Source organism: Rhodococcus antarcticus, assembly GCF_026153295.1.
Classification (GTDB): domain Bacteria; phylum Actinomycetota; class Actinomycetes; order Mycobacteriales; family Mycobacteriaceae; genus Rhodococcus_D; species Rhodococcus_D antarcticus.
Genome location: NZ_CP110615.1, coordinates 1651955 through 1669127 on the forward strand (window position 1 = coordinate 1651955; position 17173 = coordinate 1669127).

Below are 17173 nucleotides of genomic sequence, written 5' to 3' on the forward strand. Positions count from 1 at the left end.
GGGGTGCGCCGTAGTGTCGGGCTCGTGGAACGACGCATCATGGGTATCGAGACCGAGTTCGGCGTCACGTGCACCTTCAAGGGGCAACGGCGCCTGAGCCCCGACGAGGTGGCGCGCTACCTGTTCCGCCGGGTGGTGTCCTGGGGACGCAGCTCGAACGTGTTCCTTCGCAACGGGGCCCGGCTCTACCTCGACGTCGGCTCGCACCCCGAGTACGCCACCGCGGAGTGCGACGACCTGGTCCAGCTGGTCAGCCACGACAAGGCCGGGGAGCGCATCCTCGAGGACCTGCTGGTCGACGCCGAGCAGCGCCTGGCCGAGGAGGGCATCGGCGGGGACATCTTCCTGTTCAAGAACAACACCGACTCCGCCGGCAACTCCTACGGCTGCCACGAGAACTTCCTCGTCGCGCGGCAGGGCGAGTTCTCCCGCATCTCCGACGTGCTGCTGCCCTTCCTGGTCACCCGCCAGCTCATCGCGGGCGCGGGAAAGGTGCTGCAGACCCCGCGCGGGTCCACCTTCTGCCTGAGCCAGCGCGCCGAGCACATCTGGGAGGGCGTGTCCTCCGCCACCACGCGCAGCCGGCCCATCATCAACACCAGGGACGAGCCGCACGCCGACGCGGAGAAGTACCGCCGCCTGCACGTCATCGTCGGCGACTCGAACATGTCCGAGACGACCACCATGGTGAAGGTGGGTTCCGCCGCCCTCGTGCTGGAGATGATCGAGGCCGGCGTCGCCTTCCGGGACTTCTCCCTGGACAACCCCATCCGCGCCATCCGGGAGATCAGCCACGACCTCACCGGTCGCCGCCCCGTCCGCCTGGCCGGCGGTCGCGAGGCCAGCGCCCTGGACATCCAGCGCGAGTACCACGCCAAGGCCGTCGAGCACCTCGTCAACCGCACTCCGGACCCCACGATGACCCGGGTGGTCGAGCTGTGGGGCCGCACCCTGGACGCGGTGGAGACCAGCACACCGTCGCTGGTCGACACCGAGATCGACTGGGCCATCAAGCAGAAGCTGTTCCAGCGCTACCAGGACAAGCACGGGATGGACCTCTCGGACCCCCGGATCGCCCAGCTCGACCTCACCTACCACGACATCCGCCGCGGCCGTGGGGTGTTCGACCTGTTGCAGCGCAAGGGCCTCGCCGCTCGTGTCACCACCGACGAGGACATCACCACGGCCGAGCAGACCCCGCCGCAGACGACGAGGGCAAAGCTGCGCGGGGAGTTCATCTCCGCCGCGCAGGACGCCGGCCGCGACTTCACCGTCGACTGGGTGCACCTGAAGCTGAACGACCAGGCCCAGCGCACGGTGCTCTGCAAGGACCCGTTCCGATCGGTGGACGAGCGCGTGGAGCGCCTCATCGCCTCCATGTAGGCCGAGCCTGGGCTGGGCGCACCTGCTGTCCCCCTAGGGTGGTCCGCGTGTCCGCCGCCCGTACCGAACGCCTGGTGAACCTGGTGATCTGCCTGCTCTCCACGCGGCAGTTCCTCTCGGCCGAGCGCATCCGGTCCACCGTGGCCGGGTACGACGAGGCACCCACCGACGAGGCCTTCTTCCGGATGTTCGAGCGCGACAAGTCCGAGCTCCGCGAGCTGGGGGTACCCCTGGAGACGGGTCGGACCAGCCACTTCGACGCGGGGGACGGCTACCGCATCGCCCGGCGGGACTACGAGCTGCCGGAGATCTCGCTCGAGCCCGACGAGGCGGCGGCCCTGGCCCTGGCCTCGCGGCTCTGGGACTCCCCGCAGCTCGCGGGCTCGGCCCGCTCGGCCGTGCTGAAGCTCCGCGCGGCCGGGGTCGAGGTGGACACCTCCGCGGCTCCCGGCCTGCAGCCCCGCGTCCGGGCGAGCGACCCCGCCTTCGACCCGCTGGTGGTGGCGGTCGAGAACGCTCGTGCGGTCGGCTTCACCCACACCGCGCACCCCGGGGCCGCGCCGAGCCGGCGGTCCGTGGAACCGTGGGGCGTCGTGTCCCACCGCGGTCGCTGGTACCTGGTGGGCCACGACCGTGACCGCGACGCCGTGCGCTGCTTCCGCGTCTCCCGCATCAGCGACGTCCGCGCGAGCGGGCCCGCCGGGACCGTGGTCGTCCCGCCGGAGACCGACCTGCTCGCGCTGGTCAGCCGGTCCGCGAGCAGCACCACCTCCGGTCCGGTGCGTGCCCGCGTGCTCGTGGCCCCCGGGCGGGCCCAGGGCCTGCGCCGTCGCGCCCAGGTCGTCGAGGAGCTCCCGGACGGCACCGTGGTCGACCTCGAGCTGGCGACCCTCGACGTCGGCGCCCGGTGGATCGCCGGGCACGGGCCCGACGTCAGGGTGCTGTCCCCGGACGACCTGCGCGAGCGCGTCCTGACGACCCTGCGCGGCTCGGTCTCGTGAGCGCCGGGACCGAGCGGCTGCCCCGCCTGCTGGCCCTGGTGCCGTACCTGCAGGCGCACCCCGGCGTGCGGGTGGTCGACGCCGCCGCGGAGCTGGACGTCACCCCCGCCCAGCTCCGCAAGGACCTCGGGCTCCTGTGGATGTGCGGGCTGCCCGGCTACGGGCCGGGCGAGCTCATCGACCTCTCCTTCGAGGGTGACACCGTCGACGTGGTCTTCGACGCGGGGATGACCCGTCCGCTGCGGCTGTCCAGGGGGGAGGCCGGCGCGCTGGGGGTGGCCCTGCGTGCGCTCGCCGAGGTGGGCGGCCTCGTCGAGCGTGACGTCGTCGAGCGCGCCCTGGCCAAGGTCGAGGCCGCAGCCGGGGGTGCGAGCGGGCCGAGCGCGGTGGCCGTCGGCATCGAGCACGGCGACGACGAGTCCGCGGCCACCACGGCCGTGCTGGCCGGTGCGCTGGCCGACGGCCACCCCGTGCACCTGCGCTACTACACGGCCTCCCGGGACGACGTCACCGACCGGGTGGTGGAACCCCGACGGCTGCTCGTGGTCGAGGGCCGCACCTACCTCGAGGGGTGGTGCCGGCGCGCCGAGGACGTGCGGCTGTTCCGGGTGGACCGGGTCGAGGACGTCGCGGTGCTCGACGAGGTCCTGCCCCCGGCCGAGGTGGGTGCGCAGAGCCCGGCCGCCGACCCGTTCGACCTCGGCGAGGGCCTGCCGCTGGCCGAGCTCGAGCTGGGCCGGCAGCACTCCTGGGTCGCCGAGTACTACCCGGTGGAGTCGACCAGCCCCCTCGACGACGGTGGCCTCCGCGTCGCGCTGCGCTACACCGACGCGGAGTGGCTGGTCCGTCTGGTGCTCGGTCTCGGCGCGGGGGCCCGGGTGGTCACCCCGGCCGACCTGGCCGCGGACGTCGCGGACCGCGCCCGTCGGGCTCTGGCGGCCTACCAGCTCCCCCCGCCGTCCACCCCGTCGACCTAGCCCCCACGTGCGCCTGCTCCGGCGCGCGTACGCTGCAATCGGCACACCACTCGAGGAGGCAACACCGTGAACCTGGGACCCACCGAGATCATCATCATTGCGGTCGTCGTCATGCTGCTGTTCGGGTTCAAGCGCCTCCCCGACGCGTCCCGCTCGATCGGTCGGTCGCTGCGCATCTTCAAGGCGGAGACCAAGGGTCTGCGCGAGGACGACGTGAAGGCCCCCGCGGCCACCGCCGACTACACGCAGACCCCGGACAACGAGCCCTCCCCGCTGCCTGCCCAGACGAAGACCGTCGAGGAGCAGCGCCTGGAGGCGCAGCGGTTCCTCGACGCCACCGCGTCGCCCGCTCCCGCGCCGTCGGTGCCGCCCACCCAGCCGCGCTGAGCGAGGGGTGTTCAACCCGATCGCTGCGCTCAAGGGGCCACCCCTGGCGAGCGCGGACGGCTCCATGTCGCTCATGGAGCACCTGTTCGAGCTGCGTCGCCGCCTCACCATCGCCGCGCTCGCGCTCGTCGTCGGCGCATCGCTGGGGTTCGTGTGGTTCAACCACGACCCTTTCGGCCTGCCCAGCCTCGGCAAGATCCTCACCAACCCGTACTGCAGCCTGCCCGACAGCGCCCGGGCGAACCTGACCAACACCCCCGGCAGCTGCTCGCTGCTCGCCACCGGCGTGTTCGACGCGTTCCTGCTGCAGCTCAAGGTCGGTGTCAGCGCCGGGGTCATCCTGTCCAGCCCGGTGTGGCTCGCGCAGCTGTGGGGCTTCATCACCCCGGGGCTGTACGCCAAGGAGCGCAAGTTCGCGTACATCTTCGTCTCGGCCGCGGCCGTTCTCTTCACCGCCGGTGCGGTGCTCGCCTACTACGTCGTCGCCCAGGCCCTGCAGGTGCTTCTCGGGTTCTCCGCCGACGTCGTCACCGTCGCCCTGTCGCCCAACGACTACTTCGGCTTCATGCTGGCGCTGCTCGTCATCTTCGGCGTGAGCTTCGAGCTCCCGCTGCTGGTGGTGATGCTCAACCAGGTGGGGATCCTGCCCGCGGCCAACCTCAAGAAGTGGCGCCGCGGGATCATCATGGCGCTGTTCGTCTTCGCCGCCGTCGCCACGCCTGGCACCGACCCCATCTCCATGCTGGTCCTGGCCATCGCGCTGACGCTGCTGTTCGAGCTGGCCCGGGTCATCGCGACCTTCCACGACAAGCGCAAGGCGACCTCGACCGACGCGCAGGACTTCTCGGAGCTCGACGACGACGCGGTGTCCCCGCTGGACCCGGGGGGCGGCACCGCGGACGTGACGACCTCACCGACCCCGGTGGCCTCGACCGTGCGCGCGGTGCAGGACCCGGACCGCTACACCGACGCGACCTGACCGCGGCCGGACCCACGCCGCCGCAGCCGACGGCCCGCCGGGTGCTGTGGCAACCTGGCGGTCGTGGCTGACACATCCCCGGCCGAGGTCTCGCACGCGGAGGCGTTCGCCGCCGCCAGGCGCCGCACCGCGCACCCCGAGCTCACCGCGTTCACCGCCGGGCTCCCCTTCGCCCTCGACCCGTTCCAGCACGAGGCCTGCACGGCGCTGGAGGACGGCCACGGGGTGCTCGTCTGCGCACCCACCGGGGCCGGCAAGACCGTCGTCGGCGAGTTCGCGGTGCACCTGGCCCTCGCGGCCGGCAACAAGTGCTTCTACACCACGCCGATCAAGGCGCTGAGCAACCAGAAGCACGCCGACCTCGTCGCCCGGCACGGCCGGGAGAACGTCGGGCTGCTCACCGGGGACACCTCGATCAACGCCGACGCCCCGGTCGTCGTCATGACCACCGAGGTGCTGCGCAACATGCTCTACGCGGGCTCGCACGCCCTGCACGGGCTCAGCCACGTGGTGATGGACGAGGTGCACTACCTGGCCGACCGCTTCCGCGGGGCGGTGTGGGAAGAGGTGATCCTGCACCTGCCGCAGGACGTCCGGCTGGTCAGCCTCTCGGCGACGGTCAGCAACGCCGAGGAGTTCGGCGAGTGGATCTCCACCGTGCGCGGTGACACCACGGTGGTCGTCGACGAGCACCGCCCGATCCCGCTGTGGCAGCACATCCTGGTCGGCGGGCGGCTGTTCGACCTGTTCAGCGAGCGGGACAACTCCGCGGGGCGCCGCCTGGTCGTCGACCCCGAGCTCGTGCGCCACGTGCAGCAGCGCACCCGCCGCGAGGACAGCTGGCAGCCCCGGCACTCCCGGCGCGGACGGGGTGCACCGGCGGCCCTCTCGGGCCCGTCGCACTCCGGCTACCGGCCCCTGCCGCGCCCGGACGTCATCGAGCGCCTCGAGCGTGAGCAGCTGCTGCCCGCCATCACCTTCGTGTTCAGCCGCGCCGGCTGCGAGGCCGCCGTGACCCAGTGCGTCCGCGCGGGAACCCGGCTCACCACCGACGCCCAGCAGGCCGAGATCATGGAGGTCGTGGGCCGCCACACCGGGGACCTGCCCGAGGGCGACCTGGTGGTGCTCGGCTTCTGGGAGTGGCGCGAGGCGCTGCTGCGCGGGGTGGCCGCGCACCACGCCGGGATGCTGCCCGCGTTCAAGACGTGCGTGGAGGAGCTGTTCCTGCGGGGGCTCGTGCGCGCGGTCTTCGCCACCGAGACCCTGGCCCTGGGCATCAACATGCCGGCCCGCACCGTGGTGCTGGAGCGGCTGGTGAAGTACAACGGCGAGGCGCACGTGGACCTGACGCCGGGGGAGTACACCCAGCTCACCGGACGGGCGGGTCGCCGGGGCATCGACGTCGAGGGCCACGCCGTGGTGCTGTGGCAGCCGGGGGTCGAGCCGGAGGCCGTCGCCGGGCTCGCATCCACCCGCACCTACCCGCTGCGCAGCTCGTTCAAGCCCGCGTACAACATGACGGTGAACCTGGTCGACGCGCTGGGCCCGGACGCGGCGCGTGCGCTGCTGGAGCGCTCGTTCGCCCAGTTCCAGGCCGACCGCTCCGTGGTCGGGCACTCCCGCACGCTGGACCGGAACACCGAGGCGCTGGCCGGGTACGCCGAGTCCATGACCTGCCACCTGGGCGACTTCGCGGACTACGCCGCGCTGCGACGGCAGATCGGGGAGCGCGAGCGGGCGCTGAGCCGGCAGGGCAGCGCCACCCGTCGCGCCGAGGCGGGGGAGTCCCTGGCGGCCCTGAGGCGCGGGGACGTCATCGCCGTGCCGGGCGGCAAGCGGGCCGGTCTGGCCGTGGTGCTGGACACCGGGGGCGACGAGGACCAGCCCCGGCCGCTCGTGCTCACCGAGGACCACTGGGCGGGCCGGCTCTCGGTCAGCGACTTCCCGACCGCGGCCACCGTGCTCGGCCACCTCGCCCTGCCCAAGCGGGTGGACCACCGGGTGCCGCGGATCCGGCGCGAGGTGGCCTCCTCGCTGCGCGCCAGCGGGATCGTCGCCCCCGGGCGGCCCAGCCGGCAGCGTGCCTCCGCCGCGGACGACGCCGAGCTCGCCGCGCTGCGCCGGGCCCTGCGCACCCACCCCTGCCACGGCTGCGAGCACCGCGAGGACCACGCCCGCTGGGCCGAGCGTCACGACAGGCTGCAGCGCGAGACCGAGTCGCTGCGCCAGCGGGTCGCCTCCACCACGCACTCGCTGGCACGCTCCTTCGACCGCATCCGGGCGCTGCTCACCGAGCGCGGCTACCTCACGGGCACCGGGTCGGAGCAGCAGGTCAGCACGGACGGGCGCCGGCTCGAGCGCATCTACTCCGAGTCCGACCTGCTCGTCGCCGAGTGCCTGCGCCGTGGCACCTGGGAGGGGCTCACCGCGGCCGAGCTGGCGTCGGTCGTCTCGGCGGTGGTCTTCGAGAGCCGCCGCGAGGCCGAGACCCTGCCCCGGGTCCCCGCAGGGTCCGTGAGCACGGCCCTCGCGGACACGGTGCGGCTGTGGGCCGAGCTCACCGACGACGAGCGGCGCCACAAGATCGCCCCCACCCGCGAGCCGGACCTGGGTTTCGCCTGGCCGGTGCACCGCTGGGCGCGGGGCGAGTCGCTGGCCACCGTGCTCGCCGCGGCCGGTGAGAACGGGCAGCAGCTCTCGGCGGGGGACTTCGTTCGCTGGTGCCGGCAGGTGGTGGACCTGCTCGACCAGGTTCGGGTCGCCTCGGGGTCGGACCCCCTCGGCCGGGTGGCGGCGGATGCCGTCCGCGCGGTGCGGCGCGGCGTGGTCGCGCTCGGCACCGCCTAGGAAGCCGTGCGCGCGGGTTCCGCCGAGGGCGATCCGCCGGCGACGCGCTGTGGTTGGATCGCGCTGCGAGATCGCAGCGGCGGCTCGGGGGGCGGTACCACCAGGTCGGAGTCCCCGTTGCGCACCGGCCGGCCGACTTCCGGAGGAATCCATGAGCACCCCGTACAACCCGAACGAGCCGCAGCAGGGCGGGGGCTCACCGCAGCCGTACCAGGGTTCCTACGGTGCGCCGGAGCAGGGTTCGGACCCGCAGCAGCCCCAGCGGGGCGGCTACGGCCAGCAGGGTGACCAGCCCCAGCAGCCGTGGGGCCAGCAGCCCCAGCAGCCGTGGGGCCAGCAGCCCCAGCAGGGCGGCTACGGCCAGCAGCCCCAGCAGCCGTGGGGCCAGCAGGGCGGCTACGGCCAGCAGCCCCAGCAGCCGTGGGGCCAGCAGGGCGGCTACGGCCAGCAACAGCCCTACGGCCAGAGCCCGTTCGGTGGCGCGCCCGCGAAGAGCGGGAGCAAGCTGCCGCTGATCATCGGCGGGGTGGTGGCTCTGGTGGTCGTCATCGTGCTCGTTCTCGGGTTCACCGGTCCGGCGTTCTTCACGGGCGGCAAGACGTTCGACCAGACGGCGCTGCAGAGCGGGGTGCAGGGGATCCTCACCAGCAGCTACGGGCAGAAGGTCGACTCCGTCACCTGCCCGGCCGCCCAGAAGGTCGAGACGGGCAGCACGTTCACCTGCCGGGCCAGCATCGGCGGCAAGGACACGCCCGTGACCGTGACGGTGAAGGACAGCGGCGGCACCTACGAGGTGGCCCGCCCCTGACGGTGCGGGTGCCGGCGGGCCGGATCCGGATGGGATGATCGGGGTCGTGCCTGCCGTCCCCGTCGTCCTGTCCGCCGAGCGCCACCGGGAGGCCGCGGAGGTCTTCGGCGGCGCGTACCTCGTCGGTCCGGTCACCGACCGCATGTGGTCCCGCTCGGCAGCCACGTACAAGGGCAGCACGGTGCACGCCGTGCTCGAGGACGACGACAGCATCGGCGCCGTGGCCCGTGCGTTCGACGTGACGCTCGCCGTTCCCGGCGGTTGCGTCCCCGCCGCCGGGGTGAGCAGCGTCGGGGTCCGCGCTGATCGTCGTCGGCGCGGCCACCTGCGCTCGCTGATGACCGCACAGCTGGAGCACCTGCGCGCAGCAGGTGCGGTCGCCGCGACCCTGCGGGCCACCGAGGCCACGATCTACGAGCGCTTCGGCTACGGGGTGGCCAGCTCCTACGGCACGCTGACCGTCGACCGGGCCCGGGCTCGGCTGCGGGCGGGGGCGGCGCCGGAGCGCGCGCTGCGCCTGGTGAACCCCACCGCTGCGCTGCAGCTGCTGCCGCAGGTCCACGACCGGTTGGTGAGGTCCCGGCCGGGCGCCATCAGCCGTCCCACGTGGTGGTGGACCAACCAGGTGGCGCGGATGCTCGACAAGGACGAGCCGCTGTGGGTGCTGTGCACCGAGGACGGCGACGGCGAGGTGGACGGGTGGGTGGTCTACACCGCCACCCACACCGACACCGCGAGCGGGGAGCACCGCGCTCAGGTCAGCGTGATCGACCTGGTGGGCGCAACCCCCGAGGTGGAGCTCGCGCTCTGGCAGGCGGCCATGGCCATCGACCTCGCCGAGACGGTGGTCGCCCAGGGACGGCCCCTCGACGACGGCCTCCCGCTGGCGCTCGTCGACCCCCGCGCGGCACGCCTGTCGGCGGTGGAGGACGAGACGTGGCTGCGGCTGCTCGACGTGCCCACCGCACTGTCCGCGCGGACCTACGGGTCCGCGGACGCCGTGGTGCTCGGGGTCGACGACCAGCTGGTGCCGGGGAACTCCGGTCGCTACCGGGTGGGTCCGGACGGTGCCGAGCGGACCGAGGCGGCCGTGGAGGTCGAGATCGGGGTGTCCGAGCTGGCGTCGGTGTACCTGGGCGGCACCCGGTTCGCGGCGCTGGCCACGGCCGGACGGGTCCGTGGCGACGCCCCCGCGCTGCGCCGGGCCGACCTGCTGTTCGCCGCTGATCGGGCACCCTGGTCGGGCACCTACTTCTAGCGGCCCAGCGGGTCCCGGATTCTCAGCGACGCTCGGCCATGGCGTCCACGAGGCGCTTCAGCGAGCTCGACAGGCCCCACCGCTGCGCCAGGGCCACGAGCGCGGCAGGGTCGACGGGGGTGTCGGGGAGGACGTCGCTGCCGGAGAGCTGCACGGGCGCGTCGGTGACCACCCGCACCACGGGCAGCGCCGCGTCGAGGTAGTCCCGGGCGTCGGCCAGCCGGGCGCGCGGACCTCTGGCCAGCGACGAGCCGGGGTCGTCCACGGCGGTCCGGATCGCGGCCAGCGACCCGTGCTCCAGCAGCAGCCGCGAGGCCGTCTTCTCGCCGATTCCGGTCACCCCGGGCAGGCCGTCGGAGGGGTCACCGCGCAGCAGCGCGAGCTCCACGTACGCCGTCCCGGCCCGCCCTGCGGGCACCCCGTAGCGCTGCGCCACCTCGGCGGGGCCGAACATCTCGGCCTTGGCCAGACCGCGGCCCACGTAGAGCACCCGCACCGGCACCGGGTCGTCGGCGACCACCTGCAGCAGGTCCCGGTCCCCGCTCACCACCACGACCGGGTCGGTGCGCTCCCGCGCGGCCAGGGTGCCGAGCACGTCGTCGGCCTCCATGTCGGCCGCCCCGGCCGTGGCGATCCCGGCGGCCGCGAGCACCTCGAGGATCACCGGTACCTGGTGTGCGAGCTCGTCGGGGGCGTCCTCGGTGTGGTCGGTGCCCGCCACCGCGCGGTGAGCCTTGTAGGAGGGCACCAGGTCCACCCGCCACCGGGGCCGCCAGTCCAGGTCCAGGCAGACCACGAGCCGCCCCGGGTGCTCGCGGCGCACCAGCGAGGCGACCATGTCGGTGAACCCGCGGACGGCGTTGACCGGGCGCCCGTCGGGACCGGTGAGCGAGGTGGGGAGCCCGTGGAAGGCCCTGAACCACAGGCTGGCGCCGTCCAGCAGCATCAGGGGAGGTGTCACCCGGTCGATCCTGCTGGTCGGCGACGAGCGGGTCCAGCAGCCCGGCGATGCGGGTGCAGCCGGCGGTGGTGGGGTGGAGCGCCGCGGCGGTCCCGTTCGGCCCGACGAGCCGGTTCTGCCCCTCGCTGCTGGGGTCCGCGCCCCCGGTGGACGCCTCGTGCCCGGCCATCGAGGTGGAGAGGTTCTCGGCGCTCGTCCGCACCGCCGTCGAGAGCGCCGGGACGGCCGAGGTGCGCAGCCAGACCAGGGTCTGGTGGCCGGGCCGGCGGCACGGATCAAGGTGCAGGACCCTAGGGGGCGAGCAGGGAGGCTGAGCCGAGGACGCGGGTCACGGCCACCTCGACCACCACGCGGGCGGGGTTCACCCGCGGCTGGCGGTAGCGGGCGGCGTACCGGGCGACGGCGTCGGCAACTGCGGCGGGGTCGTCGGAGACCGAGCTGGTGCCCTCCAGGGTCAACCACCGTGCGCCGTCGACCTGGCAGATCGCGACCCGGCCACCGCGCGCCGCGAGCCGCGCCTTCACGCTGGTCCCGCTGGTGATGACGCGGGCGAGGCGGCGCTCGGGGTCCCAGGTGAAGCCGACCGGCACCACGTGCGGGCTGCCGTCGCTGCGCAGCGTCGTCAGGGTGGCGAGGTGGCGCACGGTGAGGAGCTCGAGCGCGTCGGCGTTCAGGTCGGCGGGGGAGTGGGTCACCGGCTCATCCTGCTCGTCCCCACCCGCGGTCGTGCGTGCTGGTGGGGTCCCCGTCCCCGGTCCTCACGCACGGGTCGCGAAGCGACTCATCGCCTCCTGCATGATCACCCGCTTCTCCGGGTGGCCCTTGTGTCCGGCTCCCTCGACCACGTGCAGCTCCGCGCCCGGCCACGCCCGGGCCAGCTCCCAGGCGGTGTCCGCGGGGCCGCTGAGGTCGAGGCGACCGTGCACCAGCACCCCGGGGATACCGGCGAGCCTGCCGGCGGCGCGGACCAGCGCGCCCTCCTCCAGCCAGGCCCCGTGCCCGTAGTAGTGCGCGCAGATCCGGGCGAGGGCGACCAGGGCGTCGTCGGGCCGGTCTCCGTACAGGTTCGGTGTGCCGGTGGTCTCGGTGGAGAGCACCGCGTCCTCCCAGGTGGCCCAGCGGACCGCGGCGCGCTGGCGCACCCGCGGGTCGGGATCGGCGAGCAGGCGTCCGTACGCCGCGAGCAGGTGCGGGGTGTCCCCGTCACGATCGGGCTCGTCCACCCCGTCGCGGAAGGCCTCCCACTGCTCGGGGAAGAAGCGGCCCGCCCCCCGGTAGAGCCAGTCCACCTCGCTGCGGCGGGTGGTGGTGATGGCCGACAGCACGATCTCGGTGACCCGCTCCGGGTGGCGCTGCGCGTAGGCCAGCGCCAGGGTCGAGCCCCAGGAGCCGCCGGTGAGCATCCACCGCTCGATGCCCAGGTGACCGCGGAGGCGCTCCAGGTCGGCCACCAGGTGCTCGGTGGTGTTCACCGACAGGTCGGTGGCCGGATCGCTGGCGTGCGGGGTGCTCAGCCCGCAGCCGCGCTGGTCGAGCAGCACCATCCGGTAGGCGGGGTGCAGGGCCCGTGCCATGGCGGTGGTGCACCCGGAGCCGGGCCCACCGTGCACCATGACCACGGGCTTGCCGTCCGGGTCACCGTGCTGGGAGTAGTGCACCCGGTTGCCATCGCCGACGTCGAGCATCCCCTCGTCGAAGGGGACCTCGTGGTTCTCCAGCTCGTCGCCGCTCACGCCCGTGACGCTATCGCCGCCCCGACTGTGAAGGATTTCTCGCGTCCTGGGTCCAGAAAGCACGCACGGGTCGGCTACCGAGCTCGCGAGGTGGACGACATGTGGAAGTCCGGGATCCGCATCGGCCCGACGGCGGTGCGGGTGAACCAGTCCTTCCACTCCCGCGCCAGGGTGCGCTCGGTGGCACCGACCTCGGTGACCCGCCGCAGCAGGTCCAGCGGGCTCTCGTTGAACCGGAAGTTGTTCACCTCGCCGATGACCTTGCCGTCCTCCACGAGGTACACCCCGTCCCGGGTGAGCCCGGTGACGAGCAGCGTGGCCGGGTCGACCTCGCGGATGTACCACAGGCACGTCAGCAGCAGCCCGCGCTCGGTGCTCGCGACCATGTCCCCGATGGTCGCACCGGACCCGCCGGTGAGCAGCAGGTTGTCCCCGGGGACGGCCACCGGCGCGCCGAACTCGGTGGCCGCGGCCCGCGGGTAGGTCAGGGCGTTGACCACCCCGTCGCGGACCAGCTCCACCCGCTCGGCCGCCAGTCCGTTGTCGAACACCGAGGTGGAGTCGTCGGAGTGGGTGGTGGCCACGAACGGCGCGTACTCCAGGCCCGGGGCGTGCGGGTCGAAGGCCAGGGTGAGCGGCAGATCGGTGAGCTTCTCCCCGATGCGGGTGCCGCCGGCCCGGGAGAGGGCGGTGTGGCCCTCCTGGGCACCACGGCCCTCCATGGACCACGCCAGGTAGATCATCAGGTCCGCGGCGGCCGACGGCGGCAGCAGCGTCTCGTAGCGCCCGGCGGGCAGCTCCACCTGCGTGCGACCCCAGCCGAGGCGGGTGGAGAGGTCGGCGAGGATGCTGGGCAGGTCCACGTCGGTGAAGTCCCTGGTGCTCACCCCGCCCCAGGCGCTGGAGCCGTCCCGCTTCGCGTTGACCTCCACCGAGCCCGTGGGCTGGGTGAAGCGGCGGCGCAGCCCGGTGGAGCTGCCCAGCCACGTGGTGTGCAGCTGGTGCTCGGCGAAGCCGTACAGCACGTCCTGGCCCCGGAACCCGGCGGCGAGCTCGGTGGCCAGGGTGTCGAAGACCGTGACGTCGGTCTGCGCGGCCGCACCGTCCCAGCCGGCCTCCTCCGCACCCCCGGTGACCAGGGGGGCGGCGTCACGTGCGGGTCCGGCCGCCCGGGCCGCCTCCTCGCTGGCGCGGACCACGGCGGTGACCTCGGCCGGGTCGACGCTGGTGGAGGTGACGACGCCGACGCTCGTGCCGAGCACGCTCACCACGGCCCAGGAGCGCGAGGTGCTCACGCCGTTCGTGGTCATGGTGGAGTTCGCCCACCGCAGCGAGGCCTCGGAGGCGTCGGTGACCAGCACCACGCACCCGTCGGCGGAGGACTGCGAGAGGGCGGACTCGACGAGGTCCTGTGCGGGGATCATGCGCCTGCCTCGTTCCGGGTGTTGAGGACGTTGATGCCGCGGAACAGGGCGGACGGGCAGCCGTGGCTGACCGCGGCGACCTGGCCGGGCTGGGCCTTGCCGCAGTTGAAGGCACCGCCCAGGCGCCACGTGGACGGCCCGCCCACCGCCTCCATCGAGCCCCAGAACTCGGTGGTCGTCGCCTGGTAGGCGACGTCGCGGAGCTGGCCGGAGAGCACGCCGTCGGTGATCTTGTAGAACCGCTGGCCGGTGAACTGGAAGTTGTAGCGCTGCATGTCGATCGACCACGACTTGTCGCCGACGACGTACACGCCGTCCTGCACGCGCGAGATCAGCTCCTCGGTGGTGGTGTCGGTGACGGGGTCCGGCTGCAGGCTCACGTTCGCCATCCGCTGGATGGGCACGTGGTGCGGGGAGTCGGCGTAGGAGCAGCCGTTGGAGCGCTCCAGCCCGAGTCGCGGGGCGAACACCCGGTCCAGCTGGTACCCCACCAGCACCCCGTCGCGGACGAGGTCCCAGTCCTGGCCGGACACCCCGTCGTCGTCCCAGCCGACGGAGGACAACCCGTGCGGCGTGGTGCGGTCGGCCGTGACGTGCATGACGTCGGTGCCGTAGCGCAGGGTCCCGAGCAGGTCGGGGGTGGCGAACGAGGTGCCCGCGTAGGCCGCCTCGTAGCCGATCGCCCGGTCGTACTCGGTGGCGTGGCCGATGGACTCGTGGATGGTCAGCCACAGGTTCGAGGGATCGATGACGAGGTCCGTCGGGCCCCCGACCACGCTGGGCGCCTTCACCTTCTCGGCCAGCAGCTCGGGGATCTGCGCGAGCTCGGCGTCCCAGTCCCAGGTGCCGCCGCCCAGGTACTCCCAGCCGCGCCCCACCGGCGGAGCGAGGGTGCGCATCGTCTCGAAGGCACCGGCCGACCTGTCGACGGTGGTGGCCTCCACCTCCGGGTGCAGCCGCACGCGCTGCTGCACGGTGCAGGTGCCCGCGAGGTCGGCGTAGAACGTCTGCTCCTTGACCTGCAGGCAGGACGCGCTGACGTGGTCCACGCCGTCCGAGGCGAGCAACCGCCCGCAGTACTCGCCCAGCAGCGCCACCTTGTCCGCGGTGGGCACGGTGAACGGGTCCACCTCGTACGGCGAGACGTAGGTGGACGGGGCGTCCAGCGAGCCGTGCACGACCTCCGCGGCGAGCACCACCGGGTCGGCGTTGAGCGCGCGGAGCGCCCGGGCCACCTGGACGGCGCGCTCCGCCGTGGCGACCGCGACAGCGGGGCTGAGCTCGGCGTGGCTGGCGAAGCCCCAGGTGCCGTCCACCACCACACGGACCGCGAACCCGACGCTGGACGAGTCGATCGCCGACTGGACGGCCCCGTCGCGCAGGCTGAGGTCCTGGGTCAGCAGCCGGTGCACGCGGACGTCGGCGTGGGTGGCGCCCAGCTCGCGGGCCCGGCCCAGCCCCGCGTCGGCCACCGCTCGCAGCGGCAGGGCCAGGAACTCGGGGTTGACCGCGCGGGGGCTCACCGTCGGCACGCTAGTGCTCGACCGCGGGACGACTGGGGACCGGGCCTCCACGGCCCCCCCACGGCTCCGCACGGCCCGGTGGCGCTCCACGGTTCCGGAGCCGAGAAACCCCGAGCTGCCGCGCGGGTGGTGCCGGGCACGGCAGGGTGGTGCCCATGATCACCGTCGAGCACCTGACCAAGTCGTACGGGGCGACTCGCGCCGTCGACGACCTCACGTTCACGATCAGACCTGGCGCGGTCACCGGGTTCCTCGGACCCAACGGCGCCGGCAAGTCCACCACCATGCGGATGATCCTGGGCCTCGACCGCCCCACCGCCGGCACCGCGCTCATCGGGGGCAAGCGCTACGCCGAGCTCAAGCAGCCGCTGCGCGAGGTGGGCGCCCTCCTCGACGCGAAGTGGGTGCACCCCAACCGCTCCGCACGCGCGCACCTGCGCTGGATGGCCGCCTCCAACCGCATCCCGCGCAGCCGGGTGGACGAGGTGCTCGCGCTCGTCGGGCTCAGCGACGTGGCCGGGAAGCGCGCGGGCGGGTTCTCCCTGGGCATGTCCCAGCGCCTGGGCATCGCCGGCGCCCTGCTCGGGGACCCGGGCGTGCTCCTGTTCGACGAGCCCGTCAACGGCCTCGACCCCGAGGGCATCGTCTGGATCCGCACGTTCATGCAGCGCCTGGCCGCCGAGGGCCGCACCGTGCTGGTCTCGAGCCACCTGCTCACGGAGATGGCACTGACGGCCGAGCACCTCGTGGTCATCGGCCGCGGGCGGCTCATCTCGGAGTCGACCACGCAGCACTTCGTGGAGAGCGCCAGCGAGAACACCGTCCGGGTGCGCAGCCCCCAGCTGGCGGCGCTGCGGGCCGGACTCGTCCAGCACGGGCTCACCGTGCGCGACGACGGACCGGACGCCGTGGTCGTCAGCAGCTCCAGCACCGAGCAGGTCGGCGACCTGGCGGCCGCCCAGGGCGCGGTGCTGCACGAGCTCAGCGCCCAGCGCGGCTCGCTGGAGGAGGCCTTCATGCAGCTGACCAGCGGTGACGTCCAGTACTCGACCACCCCTCCGCCCCCCGGGCCGCCCGTGGCGGCCCCCACCACCCAGGAGGTCACCCGATGAGCGTCCTCGCCGCCGAGCGGATCAAGCTCCTCACCACCCGCAGCCCCTGGTGGTGCACGGCCATCGCGCTCGTGCTGTCCGTCGGGCTCGCCTCGCTCATCGCCTACGGCTCCAACCAGACCGGACCCGAGGGGCAGACCTTCGAGCTCACCGTCTCCGGCACGCAGGCCGGCGGCGTCCTGCTGGGGCTGTCGGTCATCATGATCATGGCCACGCTGGCCGTGACCACCGAGTACCGCTTCGGGGTCATCCGCACCACGTTCCAGGCCACCCCGGGCCGCTCGACGGTCCTGCTGACCAAGGCGCTGCTGCTCGGCGTGGTCGCCGCGGTCATCGGCGAGGTCATCGCGTTCGGCTCGCTGCTGGTCGCCCGCCTGGTCCGTGGCGGTGGCCTCCCGCTCGCCACGAGCGCGGACTGGCGGGCCACGGCCGGGCTCGGGCTCGTCTACGGCCTCGCCGCCGTTCTCGCCGTGGCGGTCGGAGCCCTGCTGCGGCAGTCCGCGGGCGCCGTGGCCCTGCTGCTGCTGTTCCCCCTGGCCGTGGAGAACCTCGTCCAGCTCATCCCCAGGATCGGCGACGACCTCCACACCTGGATGCCCTTCGTCAACGCGAACCGCTTCCTGGACCAGGCGCCGGTCGGGGACACGCTCGGCCCGTGGGGCAGCCTCGGCTACTTCGCGGTGGTCGTGGCGGTCGTGCTGGGTCTCGCCCTCGTGGTGGTCAACCGGCGCGACGCATGACCCCGAGCACGGACCCGGCCGGGAGAGAACGGGCGGTCCC

At 73.5% G+C, this 17173-nt stretch carries 15 protein-coding genes; 10 read left to right on the forward strand and 5 right to left on the reverse strand.

Annotated elements, in window-relative coordinates; translation table 11 throughout:
* The first annotated feature begins 24 nt into the window (after positions 1 to 24).
* From pafA to RHODO2019_RS07960, 8 genes are all read left to right on the forward strand, one after another.
* Complete coding sequence (gene pafA / locus RHODO2019_RS07925) at positions 25 to 1383, forward strand: Pup--protein ligase (protein WP_265384423.1); 1359 nt, start codon at positions 25 to 27, stop codon at positions 1381 to 1383.
* A 47-nt stretch (positions 1384 to 1430) separates the two neighbouring features.
* Positions 1431 to 2384: a helix-turn-helix transcriptional regulator gene (locus tag RHODO2019_RS07930; protein ID WP_265384424.1), complete on the forward strand. Its 954-nt coding sequence runs from the start codon at positions 1431 to 1433 to the stop codon at positions 2382 to 2384.
* The gene (locus RHODO2019_RS07935) at positions 2381 to 3361 is read left to right on the forward strand and encodes a helix-turn-helix transcriptional regulator (protein WP_265384425.1); all 981 of its coding nucleotides are present in this window, start codon (positions 2381 to 2383) and stop codon (positions 3359 to 3361) included. The genes RHODO2019_RS07930 and RHODO2019_RS07935 overlap by 4 nt, the downstream gene beginning before the upstream one ends.
* 66 nt (positions 3362 to 3427) lie before the next feature.
* The gene (tatA, locus tag RHODO2019_RS07940; RefSeq protein WP_265384426.1) at positions 3428 to 3748 is read left to right on the forward strand and encodes a Sec-independent protein translocase subunit TatA; all 321 of its coding nucleotides are present in this window, start codon (positions 3428 to 3430) and stop codon (positions 3746 to 3748) included.
* A gap of 7 nt (positions 3749 to 3755) precedes the next feature.
* Positions 3756 to 4727, forward strand: coding sequence for a twin-arginine translocase subunit TatC (gene tatC / locus RHODO2019_RS07945; RefSeq protein WP_265384427.1), 972 nt, complete (start codon positions 3756 to 3758; stop codon positions 4725 to 4727).
* 63 nt (positions 4728 to 4790) lie between these two features.
* Positions 4791 to 7574 carry a DEAD/DEAH box helicase gene (locus RHODO2019_RS07950; protein ID WP_265384428.1) on the forward strand — a complete coding sequence of 928 codons (2784 nt, stop codon included), beginning with the start codon at positions 4791 to 4793 and terminating at the stop codon, positions 7572 to 7574.
* 151 nt (positions 7575 to 7725) lie between these two features.
* Positions 7726 to 8382 carry a DUF4333 domain-containing protein gene (locus RHODO2019_RS07955; protein ID WP_265384429.1) on the forward strand — a complete coding sequence of 219 codons (657 nt, stop codon included), beginning with the start codon at positions 7726 to 7728 and terminating at the stop codon, positions 8380 to 8382.
* Positions 8383 to 8428: 46 nt separating this feature from the next.
* Positions 8429 to 9640 (forward strand): GNAT family N-acetyltransferase, encoded by a 1212-nt coding sequence (locus RHODO2019_RS07960; protein ID WP_265384430.1) that lies wholly within the window; start codon positions 8429 to 8431, stop codon positions 9638 to 9640.
* Between the two features lie 22 nt (positions 9641 to 9662).
* Here RHODO2019_RS07960 and RHODO2019_RS07965 read toward each other — a convergent pair whose 3' ends face one another.
* The 5 genes from RHODO2019_RS07965 to RHODO2019_RS07985 all read right to left on the reverse strand — a co-directional run bounded on the left by RHODO2019_RS07965 (position 9663) and on the right by RHODO2019_RS07985 (position 15281).
* Complete coding sequence (locus RHODO2019_RS07965; RefSeq protein WP_265384681.1) at positions 9663 to 10586, reverse strand: 5'-3' exonuclease; 924 nt, start codon at positions 10584 to 10586, stop codon at positions 9663 to 9665.
* A gap of 305 nt (positions 10587 to 10891) precedes the next feature.
* Positions 10892 to 11296, reverse strand: a complete 405-nt coding sequence (locus RHODO2019_RS07970) for a pyridoxamine 5'-phosphate oxidase family protein (RefSeq protein ID WP_265384431.1) — start codon at positions 11294 to 11296, stop codon at positions 10892 to 10894.
* A 63-nt stretch (positions 11297 to 11359) separates the two neighbouring features.
* On the reverse strand, positions 11360 to 12334 hold the full coding sequence (gene pip, locus RHODO2019_RS07975) for a prolyl aminopeptidase (protein WP_265384432.1): 975 nt from the start codon (positions 12332 to 12334) through the stop codon (positions 11360 to 11362).
* Between the two features lie 74 nt (positions 12335 to 12408).
* The gene (locus RHODO2019_RS07980) at positions 12409 to 13758 is read right to left on the reverse strand and encodes a metallopeptidase TldD-related protein (RefSeq protein ID WP_265384433.1); all 1350 of its coding nucleotides are present in this window, start codon (positions 13756 to 13758) and stop codon (positions 12409 to 12411) included.
* Positions 13755 to 15281, reverse strand: a complete 1527-nt coding sequence (locus tag RHODO2019_RS07985; RefSeq protein WP_435532189.1) for a TldD/PmbA family protein — start codon at positions 15279 to 15281, stop codon at positions 13755 to 13757. The genes RHODO2019_RS07980 and RHODO2019_RS07985 overlap by 4 nt, the downstream gene beginning before the upstream one ends.
* A 155-nt stretch (positions 15282 to 15436) precedes the next feature.
* On the opposite strand from RHODO2019_RS07985, the gene RHODO2019_RS07990 reads away from it, so the two are divergent.
* Positions 15437 to 16393, forward strand: a complete 957-nt coding sequence (locus RHODO2019_RS07990) for an ATP-binding cassette domain-containing protein (protein ID WP_265384435.1) — start codon at positions 15437 to 15439, stop codon at positions 16391 to 16393.
* Complete coding sequence (locus RHODO2019_RS07995; RefSeq protein WP_265384436.1) at positions 16390 to 17133, forward strand: ABC transporter permease subunit; 744 nt, start codon at positions 16390 to 16392, stop codon at positions 17131 to 17133. The genes RHODO2019_RS07990 and RHODO2019_RS07995 overlap by 4 nt, the downstream gene beginning before the upstream one ends.
* Positions 17134 to 17173 lie beyond the last annotated feature (40 nt).

Excerpts from the sequence above, each read along its gene's own strand:
- RHODO2019_RS07955 (WP_265384429.1), top strand. The coding sequence starts at position 7,726 with ATGAGCACCCCGTACAACCCGAACGAGCCGCAGCAGGGCGGGGGCTCA.
- RHODO2019_RS07965 (WP_265384681.1), bottom strand. The coding sequence starts at position 10,586 with ATGCTGCTGGACGGCGCCAGCCTGTGGTTCAGGGCCTTCCACGGGCTC.
- RHODO2019_RS07980 (WP_265384433.1), bottom strand. The coding sequence starts at position 13,758 with ATGATCCCCGCACAGGACCTCGTCGAGTCCGCCCTCTCGCAGTCCTCC.
- RHODO2019_RS07990 (WP_265384435.1), top strand. The coding sequence starts at position 15,437 with ATGATCACCGTCGAGCACCTGACCAAGTCGTACGGGGCGACTCGCGCC.
- RHODO2019_RS07995 (WP_265384436.1), top strand. The coding sequence starts at position 16,390 with ATGAGCGTCCTCGCCGCCGAGCGGATCAAGCTCCTCACCACCCGCAGC.